At 62.0% G+C, this 15,715-nt stretch carries 26 protein-coding genes; 1 reads left to right on the top strand and 25 read right to left on the bottom strand.

Annotated features, from left to right (window positions below):
- Positions 1–81: 81 nt before the first annotated feature.
- The 16 genes from J2Y70_RS16255 to J2Y70_RS16180 all read right to left on the bottom strand — a co-directional run bounded on the left by J2Y70_RS16255 (position 82) and on the right by J2Y70_RS16180 (position 9,362).
- Positions 82–597 carry a DUF2314 domain-containing protein gene (locus tag J2Y70_RS16255; RefSeq protein WP_309919760.1) on the bottom strand — a complete coding sequence of 172 codons (516 nt, stop codon included), beginning with the start codon at positions 595–597 and terminating at the stop codon, positions 82–84.
- Positions 598–850: 253 nt separating this feature from the next.
- A complete protein-coding gene (locus J2Y70_RS16250) occupies positions 851–1,168 on the bottom strand; it encodes a type II toxin-antitoxin system RelE/ParE family toxin (RefSeq protein WP_309919757.1) in 318 nt (105 codons plus the stop codon).
- The gene (locus J2Y70_RS16245) at positions 1,156–1,413 is read right to left on the bottom strand and encodes a type II toxin-antitoxin system prevent-host-death family antitoxin (RefSeq protein WP_309919754.1); all 258 of its coding nucleotides are present in this window, start codon (positions 1,411–1,413) and stop codon (positions 1,156–1,158) included. The genes J2Y70_RS16250 and J2Y70_RS16245 overlap by 13 nt, the downstream gene beginning before the upstream one ends.
- 76 nt (positions 1,414–1,489) lie before the next feature.
- Positions 1,490–1,729 carry a hypothetical protein gene (locus tag J2Y70_RS16240; protein WP_309919752.1) on the bottom strand — a complete coding sequence of 80 codons (240 nt, stop codon included), beginning with the start codon at positions 1,727–1,729 and terminating at the stop codon, positions 1,490–1,492.
- 260 nt (positions 1,730–1,989) lie between these two features.
- Positions 1,990–2,229 (bottom strand): hypothetical protein, encoded by a 240-nt coding sequence (locus tag J2Y70_RS16235; RefSeq protein ID WP_309919748.1) that lies wholly within the window; start codon positions 2,227–2,229, stop codon positions 1,990–1,992.
- A gap of 44 nt (positions 2,230–2,273) precedes the next feature.
- On the bottom strand, positions 2,274–2,672 hold the full coding sequence (locus J2Y70_RS16230) for a hypothetical protein (protein WP_309919745.1): 399 nt from the start codon (positions 2,670–2,672) through the stop codon (positions 2,274–2,276).
- 206 nt (positions 2,673–2,878) lie between these two features.
- Complete coding sequence (locus tag J2Y70_RS16225) at positions 2,879–3,211, bottom strand: hypothetical protein (RefSeq protein ID WP_309919742.1); 333 nt, start codon at positions 3,209–3,211, stop codon at positions 2,879–2,881.
- 189 nt (positions 3,212–3,400) lie between these two features.
- On the bottom strand, positions 3,401–3,862 hold the full coding sequence (locus tag J2Y70_RS16220; RefSeq protein WP_309919738.1) for a hypothetical protein: 462 nt from the start codon (positions 3,860–3,862) through the stop codon (positions 3,401–3,403).
- A 43-nt stretch (positions 3,863–3,905) separates the two neighbouring features.
- Positions 3,906–4,298 carry a hypothetical protein gene (locus J2Y70_RS16215; protein WP_309919735.1) on the bottom strand — a complete coding sequence of 131 codons (393 nt, stop codon included), beginning with the start codon at positions 4,296–4,298 and terminating at the stop codon, positions 3,906–3,908.
- 72 nt (positions 4,299–4,370) lie between these two features.
- A complete protein-coding gene (locus tag J2Y70_RS16210; protein WP_309919732.1) occupies positions 4,371–4,727 on the bottom strand; it encodes a hypothetical protein in 357 nt (118 codons plus the stop codon).
- A 67-nt stretch (positions 4,728–4,794) separates the two neighbouring features.
- Positions 4,795–5,193: an Imm10 family immunity protein gene (locus J2Y70_RS16205; protein ID WP_309919729.1), complete on the bottom strand. Its 399-nt coding sequence runs from the start codon at positions 5,191–5,193 to the stop codon at positions 4,795–4,797.
- Between the two features lie 161 nt (positions 5,194–5,354).
- Positions 5,355–5,819 (bottom strand): hypothetical protein, encoded by a 465-nt coding sequence (locus J2Y70_RS16200; RefSeq protein ID WP_309919727.1) that lies wholly within the window; start codon positions 5,817–5,819, stop codon positions 5,355–5,357.
- A gap of 4 nt (positions 5,820–5,823) precedes the next feature.
- A complete protein-coding gene (locus J2Y70_RS16195; RefSeq protein WP_309919724.1) occupies positions 5,824–6,174 on the bottom strand; it encodes a hypothetical protein in 351 nt (116 codons plus the stop codon).
- A 47-nt stretch (positions 6,175–6,221) separates the two neighbouring features.
- Positions 6,222–6,734 (bottom strand): DUF4431 domain-containing protein, encoded by a 513-nt coding sequence (locus tag J2Y70_RS16190; RefSeq protein WP_309919721.1) that lies wholly within the window; start codon positions 6,732–6,734, stop codon positions 6,222–6,224.
- A gap of 124 nt (positions 6,735–6,858) precedes the next feature.
- Entirely contained in the window at positions 6,859–9,018 is a 2,160-nt protein-coding gene (locus J2Y70_RS16185; RefSeq protein ID WP_309919719.1) for a TonB-dependent siderophore receptor, read from the bottom strand.
- Positions 9,019–9,266: 248 nt separating this feature from the next.
- A complete protein-coding gene (locus tag J2Y70_RS16180) occupies positions 9,267–9,362 on the bottom strand; it encodes a SymE family type I addiction module toxin (RefSeq protein ID WP_309919716.1) in 96 nt (31 codons plus the stop codon).
- Between the two features lie 155 nt (positions 9,363–9,517).
- Between J2Y70_RS16180 and J2Y70_RS16175 the strand changes: the two genes are divergently transcribed.
- Positions 9,518–9,946, top strand: coding sequence for a Dabb family protein (locus J2Y70_RS16175; protein WP_309919712.1), 429 nt, complete (start codon positions 9,518–9,520; stop codon positions 9,944–9,946).
- A gap of 157 nt (positions 9,947–10,103) precedes the next feature.
- Here the strand turns inward: J2Y70_RS16175 and J2Y70_RS16170 are convergent, their stop codons facing one another.
- The 9 genes from J2Y70_RS16170 to J2Y70_RS16130 all read right to left on the bottom strand — a co-directional run bounded on the left by J2Y70_RS16170 (position 10,104) and on the right by J2Y70_RS16130 (position 15,624).
- A complete protein-coding gene (locus tag J2Y70_RS16170; protein WP_309919710.1) occupies positions 10,104–10,394 on the bottom strand; it encodes a hypothetical protein in 291 nt (96 codons plus the stop codon).
- 45 nt (positions 10,395–10,439) lie between these two features.
- Complete coding sequence (locus tag J2Y70_RS16165; protein ID WP_309919708.1) at positions 10,440–10,952, bottom strand: DUF4262 domain-containing protein; 513 nt, start codon at positions 10,950–10,952, stop codon at positions 10,440–10,442.
- A 75-nt stretch (positions 10,953–11,027) separates the two neighbouring features.
- Positions 11,028–11,246: a hypothetical protein gene (locus tag J2Y70_RS16160; RefSeq protein ID WP_309919705.1), complete on the bottom strand. Its 219-nt coding sequence runs from the start codon at positions 11,244–11,246 to the stop codon at positions 11,028–11,030.
- A gap of 228 nt (positions 11,247–11,474) precedes the next feature.
- On the bottom strand, positions 11,475–11,849 hold the full coding sequence (locus J2Y70_RS16155) for a hypothetical protein (protein ID WP_309919702.1): 375 nt from the start codon (positions 11,847–11,849) through the stop codon (positions 11,475–11,477).
- 272 nt (positions 11,850–12,121) lie between these two features.
- Positions 12,122–12,427, bottom strand: coding sequence for a cyclic-phosphate processing receiver domain-containing protein (locus J2Y70_RS16150; protein ID WP_309919699.1), 306 nt, complete (start codon positions 12,425–12,427; stop codon positions 12,122–12,124).
- Positions 12,428–12,652: 225 nt separating this feature from the next.
- On the bottom strand, positions 12,653–13,039 hold the full coding sequence (locus tag J2Y70_RS16145; RefSeq protein WP_309919697.1) for a hypothetical protein: 387 nt from the start codon (positions 13,037–13,039) through the stop codon (positions 12,653–12,655).
- A gap of 308 nt (positions 13,040–13,347) precedes the next feature.
- Positions 13,348–13,596, bottom strand: coding sequence for a SymE family type I addiction module toxin (locus J2Y70_RS16140; RefSeq protein ID WP_309919694.1), 249 nt, complete (start codon positions 13,594–13,596; stop codon positions 13,348–13,350).
- 508 nt (positions 13,597–14,104) lie between these two features.
- Positions 14,105–14,434, bottom strand: coding sequence for an excalibur calcium-binding domain-containing protein (locus J2Y70_RS16135; RefSeq protein WP_309919692.1), 330 nt, complete (start codon positions 14,432–14,434; stop codon positions 14,105–14,107).
- A 122-nt stretch (positions 14,435–14,556) separates the two neighbouring features.
- Positions 14,557–15,624, bottom strand: a complete 1,068-nt coding sequence (locus J2Y70_RS16130; protein ID WP_309919689.1) for a hypothetical protein — start codon at positions 15,622–15,624, stop codon at positions 14,557–14,559.
- Between the last annotated feature and the right edge of the window lie 91 nt (positions 15,625–15,715).

Below are 15,715 nucleotides of genomic sequence, written 5' to 3'. Positions count from 1 at the left end.
TGGAACGACGCCCGGATCGCGTCGACGTTGCCCTCGTTATACCTTCAGACCCAATGCGCCGCGGAACACGCAGCGGCCGGATCAACGCGTGCCGCGTACCGGCTTCAGGTTGCCTGGGCGGTGCTGGTCGCACTGGAAGCCGTACGACCGGTACGCCGCGGCCTGCTCCGGCGACATGTGCTTGAGCATCACGCAGACGGTGAAGCTGCCATATTGCTTGCCGTCGCGTTGATAGCCCCAGTCGCTGATGTCCGCGCGCGCGAAGCGCACCGTCTGCCCCGACTGCACGTTGCGCACGGTCTGCGGCTCGTTCGCGAGCACGCCACTGAACCCCTTCCCGTTCTGCTGGAACGGGATGACCCACATGTGTTCGGCCCCGTGCGCGTCGGAGAACTTCACCTTGAGCTTGAAGGTGTCGGCGCCGCTGGGCGGATTGCGCGCCAGGGCGAGGAAGTCATCCAGGGACGCCTGCGCCTGCGCGATCGCCTGGTTCATCTCCGCATCGTCGCTGCGTACCCGTGTGATCTGATCCGCCTTCGGCTGCGCAGCGGCAAGTGCGGGCAAAAGGGCCAAGATGGCGACGGCGATGAGACGCATGAACTCTCCTTAGGTCATGTAGATCGGGCGACACCGCCGACGCGGCGCCGGGGCGGATGATGCCACGAACGCCGACACCACCGTGGTGCCATACGGCACCAACGGCCATCGCTACGTGGATCGCTCACCCATGTCTTCCCGCACATCTGCTGCGTAATGGAGTGGATGAAACGCCAGCGCCGCACCCAACCGTGCTAGTCAACGGCACTGGTGTGCCGCGCGAGGCGCGCTTAGCCGGGCAGTTCGCCGGCAATCACTTTTTCCTGCCGGCAGCGGAGGCAAGGCGCGCCTTGCGGAGCACGCGCTCCGAACGCATGGCGTGCAGGACGAACACCTTGTGTCCATCGAACCGGTAGAAGACGCGGCAGGGCGGCTCGACGATCTGACGGTGGCGGGAACGGCCCAACTCCGCCGGGCGGCTACCGCTCTCAGGATGATCCGCTAGTTGTTCGACATCGGCAAATACGCGCTTGACGAGCTCGGAAGCGGCGAGCGGACTTTCCAGGGCAATGTAGTCGGCAATCGCATCCAGATCGCTCAACGCCGGTTCCGACCAGACTATTTCAACCATCGCGCGAGACGTTTCTTCGCTTGAGCATGGGTCGCCACGCGCCCCTCGGCGATCGCTTGTTCACCCCGGGCGATGCCCTCGAGTACAGCCATGCGCTGTTGCATGAGCTGGAAGCTCTCGACATCCACCAGATAAGCGCTGGGCAGGCCGTGTTGGGTGATCAGGATCGGCTGCTTGTCCCGCTGGATGTCCGCGAGAAGCTCGGTCGCCTGGCGTTTGAGAGTGGTGACGAGTTCGGTACGCATGAAGTGACACTACAGTCACTTTTGGCCACACAAGACGGGCCGCCTCATGGCCCGGGCAACCGCAGTGGCTCTGAGATCATGGCGCGCCTGCAGGCGCGGGGTACCACGCCTCCAGCCCGACGGCGGATTGAGAGGCATTGGAGGTCGGTCCGCAGCTGGCCAGCGAATAGTTGTCGTAGTTGACGCTCATGGTGCAGTAGAAATGCGTGGCAACCGGCTTCGTCTCGTAGCGGACCTCCAGCAGCGGTACCTTGTCCGGTCCGCACAGCACCGCCCAGGCCTCGCCTGGGACAGCGGCACCATCGGCCTCGCGCACCAAGACGTAGCGCCCCTGTAAGACCGCGAGGACAGCGAACCCGCATACAACCTGCCACTCCGCGGTTCCTTGCCGATGACCGTGTACGACGCGTCTACGGGCGCCGGCAAGTGCTCACGGGAGGTCCTGGCGCAGAACGCCTGAGGCTGCGCAGGCGGCGCGGGAGGGTGTTGTGCCGCGGAGTGAAGCAAGAGGAGGAGGGAGATCATGTGCGCGTCCTGACACGTGAATCATGCTGTACGGCGTCGGCCTGGCGCTTGTCACGGCATGGAGGGTACCAAGGCCAGCTCGTCTGCCGAGAACTCGCCCAACCACAGCGTCTCGCCGGACGCATCCACGCATTCGACGACGTATCGGTCTGGCTGGCCCGGTGCATGCAGTATCTCCACCACAGCGCCCCGGTCCCCGACCTGGGGCGGCACTCGGTTGATGTTGAACGGATCACGGAGCGCCGACGGATGTCGAAGCGCGACGACGAATACCGTGGCGTACTGGGACATCACTTAGCGGCGCTTGATGGTTGGCTGGAGCGGCGGCTGGCGCATCAGGGCACGTAGACCATGCATACCTGGATAGCAAACGCCGCATCCGTCTCGGTGACCCTGACCTGCAGCACCAGATCGCTCCGTCCTTCTTCCAGGGTCCATAGGTCGATCAACGCATCCCAGTGGCCGCCGTACCAAATGCAGACAGACGTCTCCCAGGTTGCTTCCGGCAACGCCGCGAGCGTCGCACCGTACGCCTGCAGGTAGCCCCGTATCTGGGACGCCGTCTCGAGCGGAACCGGCGCGACGCCCGCAAGTCCCTTGGAGAGGCCATGGTCGCCGGCCGCGAGGGCATCGGCGATTCCACGCAGCGTGTCGCGCCACGCCGTCGGTATCGGCCGCTCCATCGCCCCATCTTTGATGGCGAGGACCACTGCAGGCTGGCCCACGTCTTTCATGCCAGAAAGCACTCTTTTTTTGCTGGCGCAGTCATCGGATCTCCTTGCGTCATGGCGATTCGGTGCGGTGGCCCAAGGCGGAGGCGAATTGCGCATCTTCTCTGGCACTTGAGAAGCATTCCGACCAGGAACGGCGCCTATCGGTCAAGCTGCACCTGGTGCGAACGCATGGTCATTCCGCGCGCTCACGCCCAATGCGGGCGTTGTCAGCCATCCAACTCGCGCAGCCGCTGCTCGATCTTGTCCCGGTCCAGGCAGCGGGCCACCACGGGCCAAGCCCGAGCAGCGCTCATGCGCCATTGACCGAAACCGGCCGCCAACCCGACGACGAGCGCGCCCACCGTCGTGAACACGGTGAGCAGCGAGTTGGCGCGAAGCACGCCCAAGACAATCACTACGGCGAGGAATGGAATCGTCAGGCCAATCACCTCCCGCTTGAACATCGAGCGCCAACCGTTGTCTATCGGCTCGTTCATGCTGGCCAGCATCGAGGCCAGCAGGTGCTTTTCTTGCCGCCTGTCCAAGGGACGCAGTTTCATTCTCTGTCCATATATGGAGATGTCATCGTGTTGCGAAGCGATCGCCGGGAACGTTGCGGCTGGTTATGCCACGAAGCGGTAGCCGAGCCAGCCCGGACGGGCGCCGGTCTGCAATGCCTCCAATAGTGCCTGGAATGCGCGGCTCCTTTCCATCCTTGGCTTCCTTCGATAGCCAACCGACGATGGCGCTCAGCATGAGTCGCCGCGTGTCACCAACAACTGCACGCTCCTGTCGAGTGGCGCATCCTCGGGAGGCGGCGCAATGGGGCTGCTACTACCGGCGGCAATGGCGGACTTGATCTGGCATGCGGGAATCCCGTGCTCCAGCAGATAGTCGTACACGAATTGCGCGCGGCGTGCCGTCAACGCTACGCAGGACGCGGGATCGCACTCGCGTTCGTTCGCCCTGCCCATCAAGTCGTAGGGAACGCTGGGATAGTCCTTCAGGATCGAGACGTTCACAAGCAGGTTGTCGATCTGACTTCCAGCGGAGTTGTCCAACGATTGCTCAAGGCTCTCCCCGACGAGCGGGCGGCCTTGCTTGAAGTAGATGGTTCGCCAGTCGAGCGACGTCGACTGGGCGGGGCTTGTCGTCAATGACAGCGCGAACAGCGCAAGGACGCCGATCGGGGCAAGGCGGATCGTCGGCATGAGACGTTACCCCTGAGTGGACGGCCCACGATGCGGGGCTCGGTTAGGCCTTTGCGGACCGATAGGACGATACGAGGCTTATCAGCGCAGCGAAAACAGCGATGAGAAATCCCATGCGCACGTTGGGTGGACGCCATTGCAGGTAGGCGACACCCGCCAGCACTGCGGAGGTGGCGAACAGATAGGTGGCTTTTTGGGGGGTCCGCAGAAGATGGAATCCTCCGAACGCCAGGGCGACGTTCGCCAGGAACCACGGCAAGAACTCGATTACGCTTATCTCGCCGTTGCGGAACCTCTCAAAGGCGAGCGGCACATACAGCGCCGCCAGAAGCGCCTGGAGGCACACGAGAGGAAGCACCAGCAGCCTCCAGCGCCGCGGGGTCGGGGCAACGATAGCTGAGGTTGCTGGAGCCTGGTAGGGATTCTCTTCGGTCATCGAAGCCACTAACGGGTTGACGCGTGAAAGGGAGTCTAGCGTCGGCGTGGAAAACGGTGGGCACCCGCGACGTCACCATTGACCGCATTCCAGCTTGCCCCGGTATGTCTTGCCGCGCACGGTCAGCACCGTGTTCGCAGCTGAGCCCTTGAGCGTGAAGCTCGGTGGGAGCGTGGGGTCATCTGGATTGGTGTAGACGAGATCGATACGCGGAGCGTGCTGATCCAGTTTCGCGACCTTGTACGAGCCCGCAGGCAGACTGCGGGGGCCGCCGTTGCCGGGAACGAGGATCCCGCCGAGCTGGTCGTACCCCAGGAACTCCAGGTCGGGCACTGGCGCGCCGGGCGGCGCGTAGAACATGCACATGGTGCTGCTGGCCGAGGCCGAGGATGCGGCGAGTAACAGTGCAGTGGCAAGGACGAATCGCATCGAGGCCTCCATGGCCGCTAACCGTTGAACCAGCCCCACCCGCGAAGCGGTTCGGTGAGAGTGTATGTCAGGAGTCGGCCACCACGAGGCAGCCGCTCCCCTCGAAGATGTGGCCAAGGGCTTCCCGCAACGCCAGGTGCTCCGAGGGCGTCAACCGGAAGGATATGGTGAGAAGCTCCATGCCGGCCAGCGCCGCTGGCGCGTTTGGTGCGAACGTAAGCTGCGCATGGCCGGGCCGCAGCAGGCACTGCGAGATGCCGCCATAGCCCGACGCCTCCTGGCCGCACCACTCGACATGATAGGTATCCATGCCAAGCGCCACGTCCTGCGCGTCGAACGCCAACGCACGCTGGAGCAGGAGATAGGTTGTGGAATCGAACGCGCGGTCAGCAAAACCGGCCAGATGGCACTCGCCGTCAGGGTGCTCCACCACTACGCTTCTTGCTTCGAACTCGAATGACGCCATTCCGATGCCTGGTGTCTGAATCCTGCCCCCGCGAAGCGGCGTGGCTTGAATGGAAAAGTCGGATGGCCGCCCAACGGGCCATTCCGATGCATTTGCACGTTGCACGTTGCGTCCGCGCATTCCTGGGCTGGCATGGATGGCATCGACTGTAGACCAACGGGCTACTTGGGAACAATCAGCCTGGCCTCCTCGGAGTTGCCACTGAAGAAGATCACGTGTTGGCCGGGTCGAACCGGCGATCTCAGTGCGAACGTAATCTTGTTGCTGCAATAGCACGACGCAGCGAGGCCTGCGTCGGGGTCGATAGGGACCGGCCTGGTCCGGAGAAAGAGCGTGTTCGCCCGTTGGCTGACGCTCGGGTGGCCGGGTGTATCTGCACAGTTGAGCGAGGCAAAGACCTGAATGGAGCGCCTGTCGCTGCTGAGCGCCATCGTATCCGGTTGATAGGGGTCTCGCTCCTCGCACACGCCGAGGGATGCGAACGCGAACGGTACCTCTTTGGTTGTGGCGGCGAACCACACGTCTTGCGGCCATGTCGGGCGAAGGATGGTTGCGACGACCATTACCAGGACCGCGACTGCGATGACGGCACTGCGCGACGTGCGTCGACGTTCGGTCGTTCCCATGCGCTTAGCGCCTGAGCGACGTCGCGGGGCGAAGCGGCGGCGGCGCGAATGCATTCTTAGGACCGCGGCCGCAGACGCACCACCCGCTCATGCGTCCCTCCATGGGGAAGAACAGATAGTCCGTGTCTTTCATACGGATCGACGCGTCAAGCGGGTGAACGACCTTGACGGCAATGGTGGGCGCCACGGAAGCCGCCAGGCCCCACCGGGGGCCGGCCTGGATTGCCGAGACGGCCTGTGCAGCCGCTGCCTCCTCACCGGGCGCTTCGATCCTCTTGGTGATGAAGAAGCCCTGGAGCTCCGGACATCCGGCGACGAGGAAGTTTTCTCCCATCAGGAACACGGCGAAGTTCAAGTCGCTCTTCCTTGAGGCGGCGTTGCTCATCCGGGCCTATCTCCGCGTCAACCCGCGCCCCGAGGTGGCGCCGGGGTGGGCGCATCGTTGGCACCCGCCTTGTCCGGTACCGGCGTGAACATCAGCGGTGTGTGGTGGTGACCGCTTTCGGCCGGCCACAGTTCGCCCGGCAGCGTGATGCGCGTGCCGAGCCGGGGGCGGAACAGCGCGTACTGCCCCGGCTCCAGCAGCAGTTGCAGGCGGTCGGCGGAGACGACGCCTTGATCGGTATCGCGCACGCACACCTGCGCCGGCAGCCGCAGCACGAAATAGGTCTCGGCCTCGTCGCCGTCCTGGACGCTTTCGTAGTTGGGCGGGCCCGCGAACGTGACCCGCTCGAGCACGCCGGTGAGCCGGACCACCGACGGCTGGCCGGGCAGGCACTGGGCATTCGCGTTACCCGTTGCCGCGAGCAGCAAAGGCAGCAGACAAGCGAGGTATCGGGGCATGGGGACGAACCACTGGTGGACCGCCTCGACGCGGCGTACAACGATCGTCGCCGAGCCGTTGACTGCCGTCAATCAGCCCAAGGCCTGGGCGTACCTGGCCTTTGCCAACGCAGTGTAGGAACTGGAATCGGAGCGCAGCTTCAAGGCGCCGGGCACAGAGAAAAGTGCGCTCCTGCCCCATGCTCCAAACTCACGCTCACCACTCGATGCGCAGATCCAATGAGCCATTGATTTCCTCGCCCATGGTGTTGAGATTCCAATACTTGCGGTTGAACAGGTTGTTGATGTTCCCGGTCACCACCGCGGCACGCCCGGCGAGCGTCATGGCGTACTGGAAGCCAGCGTTCGCCACGGTGTGGCCGGGGATCAGGATGCGGTTCTGGTCTTCGTAGTAGGCATCGCCGGAATAGCGGACGTTGCCATGCAGGCTCAGGCCGTTCACGGCGGCGGGTCGGTACTCGGCGTTGGCCAGCAGCTGGCGGCGCGAGGCGCCGGCAGGACGATTGCCCTGCAGTGCCGCGTTGTTCGGGGAAAGATCCTCCAGGCTCGCGTCCAGCCACAGGCCGCCCAGGCCCAGGTCGAGGCGGTCGGTGACGGCCAGGCTGCCGCTGAGTTCCAGCCCCCGGTACAGGGTCATGCCGTCCTGGGTCAGATAGCGCAGGCCGTCGCGCAACTGGTCGATCTGTGCGGCGCGCTCGACCCGGAACGCCGCGGCGGTCAGGCCGATCTTCCCCGTCTGGTACTTGGCGCCGACTTCGTACTGCTTGCTGGTGGTCGGATCGAGGATCTCACCGGCGTTGGCGTACGCGGGCGTGGCGTCGGTGCCCACCCGCGTGCCCGGCTCCAACGACTCCACATAGCTGCCGTAGAGCGACAGCGCATCGACCGGCTTGTAGATCAGCGCCACCGTCGGCGTCACCACCGAGGTGGTGTAACGGCTGTCCACGTCCGGGTCGCCGTCCAGGTCGCGCTGTTCGTAGTCCACGTGGCGCGCGCCGAGGATGGCTTGCCACCGTTCGCCGAAGTGCAGCGTGTCGCTGACGAACAGCGCCTTCTGCCGCAGGTCCGAACTGACCGGCGCCAGACGGTAGTCCGGGGTATGCGCCGACAGGAAGCGCTGGCGCTGGTACAGGTTGCCGTCGAAATCGTGGCTGTAATAGAACGCGTTGCTCCACTGGTCCCAGGTGCGCTGCTGGGATGCGCCGAACACCAGCTCGTGCTCGATGGGACCGGTCGCGACATTGCCGGTGACGACAAGTTGGACGACGCTGCTGCGCAGCACGGCTGCGAAGTCGTAGACGTATCCCGCGTAGTCGCCGGCGTCGTTCAGCAGGTTGGCGAACATCTTGTCCGATTCGTGCTCCCTGCGGCTCTTCCCCACCGTCAGGTCCGCATCCCATGCGTCGTTGATGCGCCACTTCAGGCCGGTCGTGGCGTGCAGCGTGCGGGCGGTGTACGACGAGTTGCCCACCCTGAAATTCTGGTACGCATAGGTGGGGTCCGGAAGGCGCTCGCCCTGGTAAGCGTCCCAGTAGAAGTACAGCGGCTCGTGCTTGAGCGTGTTGTCTTCGTGGACGAGTTCCGCGTGCCAGGTCAGCCGCTCGCCGATCGGGTGGTCGACCGCCAGGGACACCATCTTCCGGTCGATGCCGGCGCCGTTGTAGGCATCGCCGTTCTCGACCGCGGCGTTGAGCCGATAGCCCAGGGACTGCGGGCCGTCCAGCCGCCCGCCCGCATCGACCCGAGCGGAAAACACGCTGTCGTTGCGATAGCCCACCGTGGTCGCCAGCAGCGACGCATCGGTGGGACGTTTGGTCCGGTAGCTGATGATGCCGCCCGGCGAACCGAATCCGTACATGAAGCCGCCCAGGCCCTTGAGCGCCTGCACCGACTCCACGGCCTCCAGCGGGAACTGCCCGCCCCACTCCATCAGCATCGGCACGCCATCGACGTAATGGTTCTGCACCCCGATGCCGCGGATCTGCGTGCCCCACCAGTTGGTGCTGGCCGACGGCTCGGCGGCGAACACCGCGGGGTCGTTGATGAAGACCTGCCCCAGCGTGGTGGCCTGGCGCTTGGCGATCTCTTCCTGGCCAACCACCGTCACCGAGAACGGCGTGTCGAGCAGCCGCTTCGCGCCCAATGCGCCGGCGGCCGCGGTCTGGTCGAGTTGCAGGCTGGGACGTTCGCCGTGTACCAGCAACGCATCCAGTTGCCGGACGTCTGCGTCCGCGGGGCGATCGCGCGGGTCGGTGGCCTGCGCCGCCGTGTCGGGATCCGCCTGCCCGGCCTCCTGCGCCTGTGCGCCGAAAGCCGCGAGCAGCAGGCCCAGCGAGAGCGCGGTGCGCTGCGGCATCCGCGTGCGAGTCGAGTGCTGAATCAACAAGTGACGTCCCCTGGGGCGAAGCCCGGCATGGGTGGGCGTCGCGCCCAGCCCCGATGTGTGTTCGGGGCGGGATCTTACATGAGAATGCTTCGCAATTGCACGGATGGCGCCTCCTTCCTCGCGCTGCTCGTCAACTAGCCAAACGAAGGCGGGACGCCCGGCACTCAGGTGGATTGCAGACGATGCGCCGTGGTCGATCCAGCCCTCTTTGGCGACGCTCACCACCAACTCGCCGTAGCGCGCACTTGCAGCGTCTGGCCGATGGCGAAGTCCAGTTCTTCCAACCAGCGGCCGGGCAGGTGCAAGGCAGGCATGCGCTTGCAGTGGGCGTAGTGGCCGCAGCCGACGGTGCACTGCTGCGCGACTCAGGCGGCGCGAGGCGCGCTGCTGGCGGGCGAATCGGCGGCGTCGGCCGCAGCGATACCATCCTATACTCGCAAGCCCGCAGACTAACTGAAGGGCCTGGATCATGACCGATCGCACGCGCCGAGATGTTCTCGTTGCCGCCACCGCTTTGGCTGCCAGCGTGGTTGCCACCGGCTCCCGCGCGGCCACGCCCACGTCCGCCAACAAGGCAGCGTTCCCGCCGGTCGTGCACCACGTGTTCTTCTGGCTGAAGAATCCGAATTCCAAGGAGGATCTTGCCAAACTGCTCGCCGGCTTGCGCACGTTGGCCGGCATCGACACCGTGCGCGGCATCCACATTGGCGTGCCGGCCGATACCGAGCAGCGCGGCGTCGTCGATGGCAGCTACAGCGCCTCGGAAATCCTGTTCTTCGACGATGTCGCCGGACAGAACGCCTATCAGGTCCATCCCATCCACAAGCAGTTCGTCGCCGATTGCGAGCACCTGTGGGAGCGCGTGGTCGTGTACGACGTCAAGGCCGTCGCGCCGTAACGCGTTTGCGCCTGGAAAAGGCTAGTACATCTTCTACGGCACGTATTCGGCGGGGGCCCTTCCGCCACACGGACGCCCAATCTCAGTCGAAGGCGTAGAGTTCGGAAGCACTATCGCGAAACCTTCCCTCACTGGCGGCATCGGCAGTGCAAGTGCCTTAGAATTCAACTACCGTTGAAGGACCATCCAAGCCTGCCGACAACTGCTCAGCAAGAAAGACCGCATCAGCGAGAGTCTCGCTTGGGCCATGAGAGGCCGTAAGCATGAAGTATGGGTTCGAGCCGTCGCCCACACACAGCGCATCAATCGCTTCCTCAATCTGCGCGGCATCTACACCAACAACGCCGACGTACTTAACCCCTTCTCGAATCCAGTCGGCAACTAACGGCTGGAGATCGGCTCGATAGCCCTGTAGTGAGTGCAAAATGATCTTGCTTGGAGTGCTCATTGGGTTATAAGCCTGGATGGCTGTTGATTGCGGCCAGTCTTTGCATCAGTCGCGAGCATGTTCGTTCAACCCAGTAAAACCCGAAGCTCCGCTCGCGGCCTGTCCGAGCAGCGGCTGGGCTGCACGGAACTCCAAGCTGGCCTGAGGATGCCAAGGAAATTGGCCGGACTTGGAGGGCCAAACGATCTGGTAAAGTGGAAAATTATTTCCTTGGTAGTACCAGCGGGCAAAACCTACGTGTTCGTAGTACTCCGACAAGGGTACTTCAGTAAAACAGCAGGAATAGCGGTCGATGAGGGCATCGGCTGGCCGTGAAAGGTCAAGCGGTGCTCCAACTCGTGCCGCATCAGCGACGATCGAGAGGATTTGGTGCGACACGCCTGGGGGCAAGCCAACGACTATCAGCTCTGGGTGTCCGTACGTTTGGTACAGGCCGACGGTAAAGGAGTATGCAACGTGTTCGCCCTCCGCCATGATGTGGACGCAGTGCCACCCACGCCCGGCAACATCGTCAATGAGCTTCTGCTCGCTTTCGTCTTCACCAACAGTGCGAACCATGCGCGACGCCCAACTGCTATCGGACCGCGTAAGCGCGGCTGGCGCCATCGTCGCCTAGTCGTAGACCACCGTCAATCAACCCAAGGTGCTGCTGGGCCTCTCGGGAAATATGACATAGCCGATCCCTGATGCTTCGGCATCGCGGAATGCTTCGCACAGCAAGGGGTCGTTCACCGCGTCGATCGCTTGAACTTCCTTATACCGCTCGGTGGCCATGGCTGCCCAACCTTGAGCCGCCAGCACGGGCGCGAGCATGTCTTCTGCCTGCTCAAGGGACATCGCCGCCGCAAACAAGATAGATCCTACATGCTCCCCCGCATGGAATTTCTCGTGCGTAGACCCCGCGGTAAGAGTTGCCCTAATACACAACATGGCTGCTTGAGCCTTAAATTGAATTTCAGCGAAGCGACGTTGGTTTGAATGATGGCTAGATGTCCGGAGCAACGGGTCCAGCTGGCTTCCGGGGAACGGCCAAGCTGGCTTCTAAAGTGAACCTGACCCGGTTTCTTCAGCTGTCGACTGTCAGGCGGCAATGGTGCCATGGAACCACCTGAGCCGTTTTTGCAGGATCCTTTCCAAGGTCGGCTGCCACTCGTCGGCGGAGCATTCCCGGGACCATGATGAGAAGTCCGCTGGACTCTGGCAGTAGGTGAAGGTGAAGGACTGCGTTGCTGGGTAGAACTGGATCTGCAACTCACCATCACCAGAGGTGAAATCTGCGGTGCGGCCAAGGCAGAGTTTTTCGTGCGATGTGTACGGAAACAGTGCAGTCGCATAAGGTGAGCCGGCCATAAACTGGACAAGCTCCAGCATCGGCTCAATATGCCAGGCGCGCTCATGGACAAGCGAACAATAGAATGAAACAACGTCTGGCCAGGGAAGCGTGCGAGAACGCATGGTTTGCCGCCTAACTGCATGGGACCGCTTGAACGCGGCACGCCAAGATCCTCACCGAGTCGTTGGTCGCCGTCAATTGTTTCAATCCGTCGGGCTTTTTTTGGCGTTGCGTCACCATCCTGGAGCACGGCTCAGACCTGCTTCTTTTGCATGTTTGGTCCGCCGCGAAGCGGCTCACGCTCGATTGACGTCGATAGCGATGCACCTGTAGCCCGCGGCTCTCAATCAGCTCATCGAGCGTACGGCGCCGACTGATGCCTCGCGTGCCTGGGCTAGCCTCGAGCAGCCGCAGCCGCGAGCCGCACGATGGACCGGATGCCAGACTCCATCTTCTGCCGGGCCGACGAATTGGCCGAGTGCACCGAGATCTTTGGCGGACGGAACCCCCTCAAAGCCACCGCTTCCTCAATCCATACCACTACGTCGTATCCGGTACCACGCAAGTCATCGCCGAGATCGTGGTCCAGGCTGAGCTCGTCGACCTGGCCGGACTCTAGGAGCGCAATGGCTTCATCGGGCCAATAGACGCGAACCCACCCTTCTGGGGCAGAGCGCTCATCGTCGAGGTATACACGCATGGTGATCAGGTCCTGTGCGTATTCACTACTATTGGGCCGCCTAAACTCGGCGTAGCACGATCCTCGCCGCGTCGTTAACCGCCGTCAATCAGTTCAAGTCTCTGGCTTCGTCATCTTTGCCAGTCTGGTGTCTGTTCCCGAAGAACTGGGGTCCGAAGAACTGGGTCAGGGTGCACCTCTAAGGTGCCGAACATGGACAGAATTGCATTCTGTCCCCCCTTTTCGTCAAACCACTGACGTTGCGTGCACTGCACGATGAATCTTCGCGCGGTAGCTCCAGGCGAAGCACAGTGCCACGGGATAGCCCAGCACCCGCAGGGGGTTGAGGAAATGAACCCAGTATGGGCGGCCATACCAGCGGGCGATGCGGTTTCGCAGGTACTTATCGCTGTAGCCCCAGTCTGGCATCAGCATCCACAGCATCAATGGAAAGACAAGAAAGGCGTCCACCGCGAAGGAAGCGCAGATGTCCCTATAGAACAGCCGGTCGACCTCGTCCAGGTCACCCATGCTGATACCGCCCTTTTGCACCAGCGCCTGGCACTCCGTCTCGTCGATTCCGATCTCGGTCCAAGCGTAGGAGATGATCTCCCAAACGGTGCGTACGTCCATGAATGCGTCCCCCGTGAGGCGTCCGACCTTCTATTGGCCGTGCAAGCGCGGCATGGCACGATCCTCGCCGAGACTCCGCCGGCCGTCAATTATCGAAATGCCCCAGGTTTGCCTCATGACCGGTCGCAAGGCGCATGGCAGGAACCGGGGTCAGAGCGCGCTTCTAGTAAAAATTGCACTCTGACCCCATTTGTCACTCTGACCCTTTTTTTAACTCCCGAAGGTGCGCACACACCATGATCTCTAGCGGAGGACGGCGAGCGCTGCTGCCCGCACACATGGGTCGCGGCCGATATTCGGTGGCCGATTCAGTCCTCTTTGGTCAGGCTCACCACCAGCTCGCCGTCACGTACGCGCACGTGCAGCTTCTTGCCGATGGCGAAGCCCAGTTCCTCCATCCAGCGGCCGGCCAGGCGCACCGCGGGCATGCGCTTGCCGTTGGCGGCATGGCCGCAGCCGACGGTGCAGTGTTGCGGTGGGCGCGTGCGGCGCGGGGCGCGTTGCTGGCGGGCGAGATCGGCGGCGTCGGCCGCGGCGATCTGTTCGGGCGTCAGCATGGGGATGAGCTCGGACTCGACGATGGTCCAGTTCGGGCAGCAGGTTGCTTTCCGCGTGGCACGCTTGCGCGCAGGGGCGGGACGGGATGACGGTGGATGCATGGCGAAGCCCTCCTTGACGGCCAGAAAGCCGCCGCCGACCGGCGACGGGATGTCGGGAGGTTAGAAACCGCAGACAGACGGCGGGCGTATTTCCCCGAAGGGTGTTGTATTAGCCGCCCTCCCGACGTAGGCATCGCGTCGGTTGCACCTGAAGATCGGGCACAAAAAACCCACCGGCTTGTCGGAGGTGGGTACCGCTGTCTGAGGAGTTTCTACGCTCCTTGAGGAACAGATTGCTACTGCTTGTTTCGAATGTCAACTGATTGACGTGGCGAAATCGCAGAATTAAACGTGAACTTGATCCTGTTATCGCAGACCTCTTTTTGTCTGTTACCAGACATACAAATAAGCCACACAGCGAAGCGACCTCAGCTTGGACGGATTGTTGTGCTCAAGCCTCTGGATATCACTCACACCCAACACCATCGTTATCGCGGTCCAGCTTCGGAGCGTACCCTGGATCGCCACGGCGGACGGGTGCGGCACCCGCGGCCCGAGCTTCGGTGCAATTGACAAACTGCCGAGAATTGCTATTGGTCCGGGCCGGGGCAGAGAAGCTCTGCCGAGGGACAGTAGAGCTGCGAGAGCCAGAAGCGCCACCTCGGTGGCAGTGGTAATCGCCGGTCTTGCGGTTGTTGTGGCAGCCCTCGGCGTTCAGACCACCCGGATGCGCGAGTGCCAATACTGGAGCGAGCAAGGTGATTAGTGTTATGAAAACGACGATTGCAGCGTGCATGTTGGCCTCCATTGTGGAAAATCGGAGTCAGGGGAGAATTTATTTCCTCCGCGCCCTTTATTTGATCAAAATTAGGGCTGTAATTTACATTTAGGTGAGCCTGACCTCTGTTCTCATCTTTCCTAATGCAGCGTGATGAGTCGTATTCTCCGATCTTTCGGTAGGTATTCAAAGGCAGCTGCGAGTCTTGTGGGATAGCCGTCCTCACGCTCGATCTCGATTATCATACTGAACTTCATCACGTTATGCTCTTCCAAGAATTGCATGTTGTAGATGTAATTCGCATCTAGCTTCTGATGAATGACAGCCTGTAGTTCGTCGCGGCTAAAATCCGCGAGTCTCGCCTTCTGCAGTTTTCCAGCCTTTTCGGTCAGCAGGTATCCGTACTTGGCAGGCTCGATATAGACCTCGCACTCCCCAAGCGAGAGAATGTCCTCGGATATGGCGTTCAAGGACATTTCCAGGTCTGCTTCGAAGCCCGAGAAGACAGGGCGCTCGATCTTGAAGGAAAGAAAGACTCCCTCTAGTGATTCTTGTAGGCTGAGGACTCGATAGCCCGCCTCTTCAAAGGGAAGTCCCGGCAAATTCACATCTTCGTGGTTCGGGCGATCATCCTCGTGTCCGAGCACAATCTGCTTCTTGACCTTTAGGCCTACGTTCGTAAGGCATGTACTGAGATAGGTCTTGGCCCGCGTTCCGAATGTAGTCGGGATATAACCGACGTATGCAGGGTACGTCGATAACATGGAATGCATCCGGATCAATGTCCCTTCCGAGAGGTTATTGAGGTACACGGCAAATAGCAGGGTTCCATGCCGGAATTTCAACGGGCGCGACAGAACCAGGGACTCTCGGAGAACTTTCAAGATGAAGTCTTGGTCATTTCCCAGGAGGTCGCCGCATAGCAGACTTTGGGTGCTCGCCGGCTCTAATAGAGGCAAGAGCTTGGCAAACACTTCACGCGCATACCAAGACGACTTGATCGCGGAAGAATCGAAGATGAAGGCAGCTTCATGGCGATTCAAAACCGGTGCTAGTCCGGATCGCAAAGAGCCGTAGTCAATGCCCTTCTGACGGAGAACTTCTACAGTCTTTGCGTGTAGCACTACAATCTCCTGACGCATCTGCTTCGGAGACAATTTGAAGTGGCTTCGTATCACCTCAAGCATGATGTGACCACGCGCGTTCAATGTGTGAATGCTAGGCAGGTGCTTACCTCATAAAAGATAATTCCAGCTAACAGGCTGTTACCAACGTAGCTGGTAGACGTCCTGCTAAAAA

It is taken from the genome of Xanthomonas sp. 1678 (genome assembly GCF_031455575.1).
Classification (GTDB): domain Bacteria; phylum Pseudomonadota; class Gammaproteobacteria; order Xanthomonadales; family Xanthomonadaceae; genus Xanthomonas_A.
Note: the sequence above shows the minus strand (reverse complement) of the source record. Positions and strands in the feature narration are given on the sequence as shown.

Coding starts and splice junctions, on each gene's coding strand:
- J2Y70_RS16255 (WP_309919760.1), bottom strand. CDS start 597: ATGCGTCTCATCGCCGTCGCCATCTTGGCCCTTTTGCCCGCACTTGCC.
- J2Y70_RS16250 (WP_309919757.1), bottom strand. CDS start 1,168: ATGGTTGAAATAGTCTGGTCGGAACCGGCGTTGAGCGATCTGGATGCG.
- J2Y70_RS16245 (WP_309919754.1), bottom strand. CDS start 1,413: ATGCGTACCGAACTCGTCACCACTCTCAAACGCCAGGCGACCGAGCTT.
- J2Y70_RS16235 (WP_309919748.1), bottom strand. CDS start 2,229: ATGTCCCAGTACGCCACGGTATTCGTCGTCGCGCTTCGACATCCGTCG.
- J2Y70_RS16230 (WP_309919745.1), bottom strand. CDS start 2,672: ATGAAAGACGTGGGCCAGCCTGCAGTGGTCCTCGCCATCAAAGATGGG.
- J2Y70_RS16225 (WP_309919742.1), bottom strand. CDS start 3,211: ATGAAACTGCGTCCCTTGGACAGGCGGCAAGAAAAGCACCTGCTGGCC.
- J2Y70_RS16220 (WP_309919738.1), bottom strand. CDS start 3,862: ATGCCGACGATCCGCCTTGCCCCGATCGGCGTCCTTGCGCTGTTCGCG.
- J2Y70_RS16215 (WP_309919735.1), bottom strand. CDS start 4,298: ATGACCGAAGAGAATCCCTACCAGGCTCCAGCAACCTCAGCTATCGTT.
- J2Y70_RS16210 (WP_309919732.1), bottom strand. CDS start 4,727: ATGCGATTCGTCCTTGCCACTGCACTGTTACTCGCCGCATCCTCGGCC.
- J2Y70_RS16205 (WP_309919729.1), bottom strand. CDS start 5,193: ATGGCGTCATTCGAGTTCGAAGCAAGAAGCGTAGTGGTGGAGCACCCT.
- J2Y70_RS16200 (WP_309919727.1), bottom strand. CDS start 5,819: ATGGGAACGACCGAACGTCGACGCACGTCGCGCAGTGCCGTCATCGCA.
- J2Y70_RS16185 (WP_309919719.1), bottom strand. CDS start 9,018: ATGCCGCAGCGCACCGCGCTCTCGCTGGGCCTGCTGCTCGCGGCTTTC.
- J2Y70_RS16180 (WP_309919716.1), bottom strand. CDS start 9,362: ATGCCTGCCTTGCACCTGCCCGGCCGCTGGTTGGAAGAACTGGACTTC.
- J2Y70_RS16175 (WP_309919712.1), top strand. CDS start 9,518: ATGACCGATCGCACGCGCCGAGATGTTCTCGTTGCCGCCACCGCTTTG.
- J2Y70_RS16170 (WP_309919710.1), bottom strand. CDS start 10,394: ATGAGCACTCCAAGCAAGATCATTTTGCACTCACTACAGGGCTATCGA.
- J2Y70_RS16165 (WP_309919708.1), bottom strand. CDS start 10,952: ATGGTTCGCACTGTTGGTGAAGACGAAAGCGAGCAGAAGCTCATTGAC.
- J2Y70_RS16155 (WP_309919702.1), bottom strand. CDS start 11,849: ATGCGTTCTCGCACGCTTCCCTGGCCAGACGTTGTTTCATTCTATTGT.
- J2Y70_RS16150 (WP_309919699.1), bottom strand. CDS start 12,427: ATGCGTGTATACCTCGACGATGAGCGCTCTGCCCCAGAAGGGTGGGTT.
- J2Y70_RS16145 (WP_309919697.1), bottom strand. CDS start 13,039: ATGGACGTACGCACCGTTTGGGAGATCATCTCCTACGCTTGGACCGAG.
- J2Y70_RS16140 (WP_309919694.1), bottom strand. CDS start 13,596: ATGCTGACGCCCGAACAGATCGCCGCGGCCGACGCCGCCGATCTCGCC.
- J2Y70_RS16135 (WP_309919692.1), bottom strand. CDS start 14,434: ATGCACGCTGCAATCGTCGTTTTCATAACACTAATCACCTTGCTCGCT.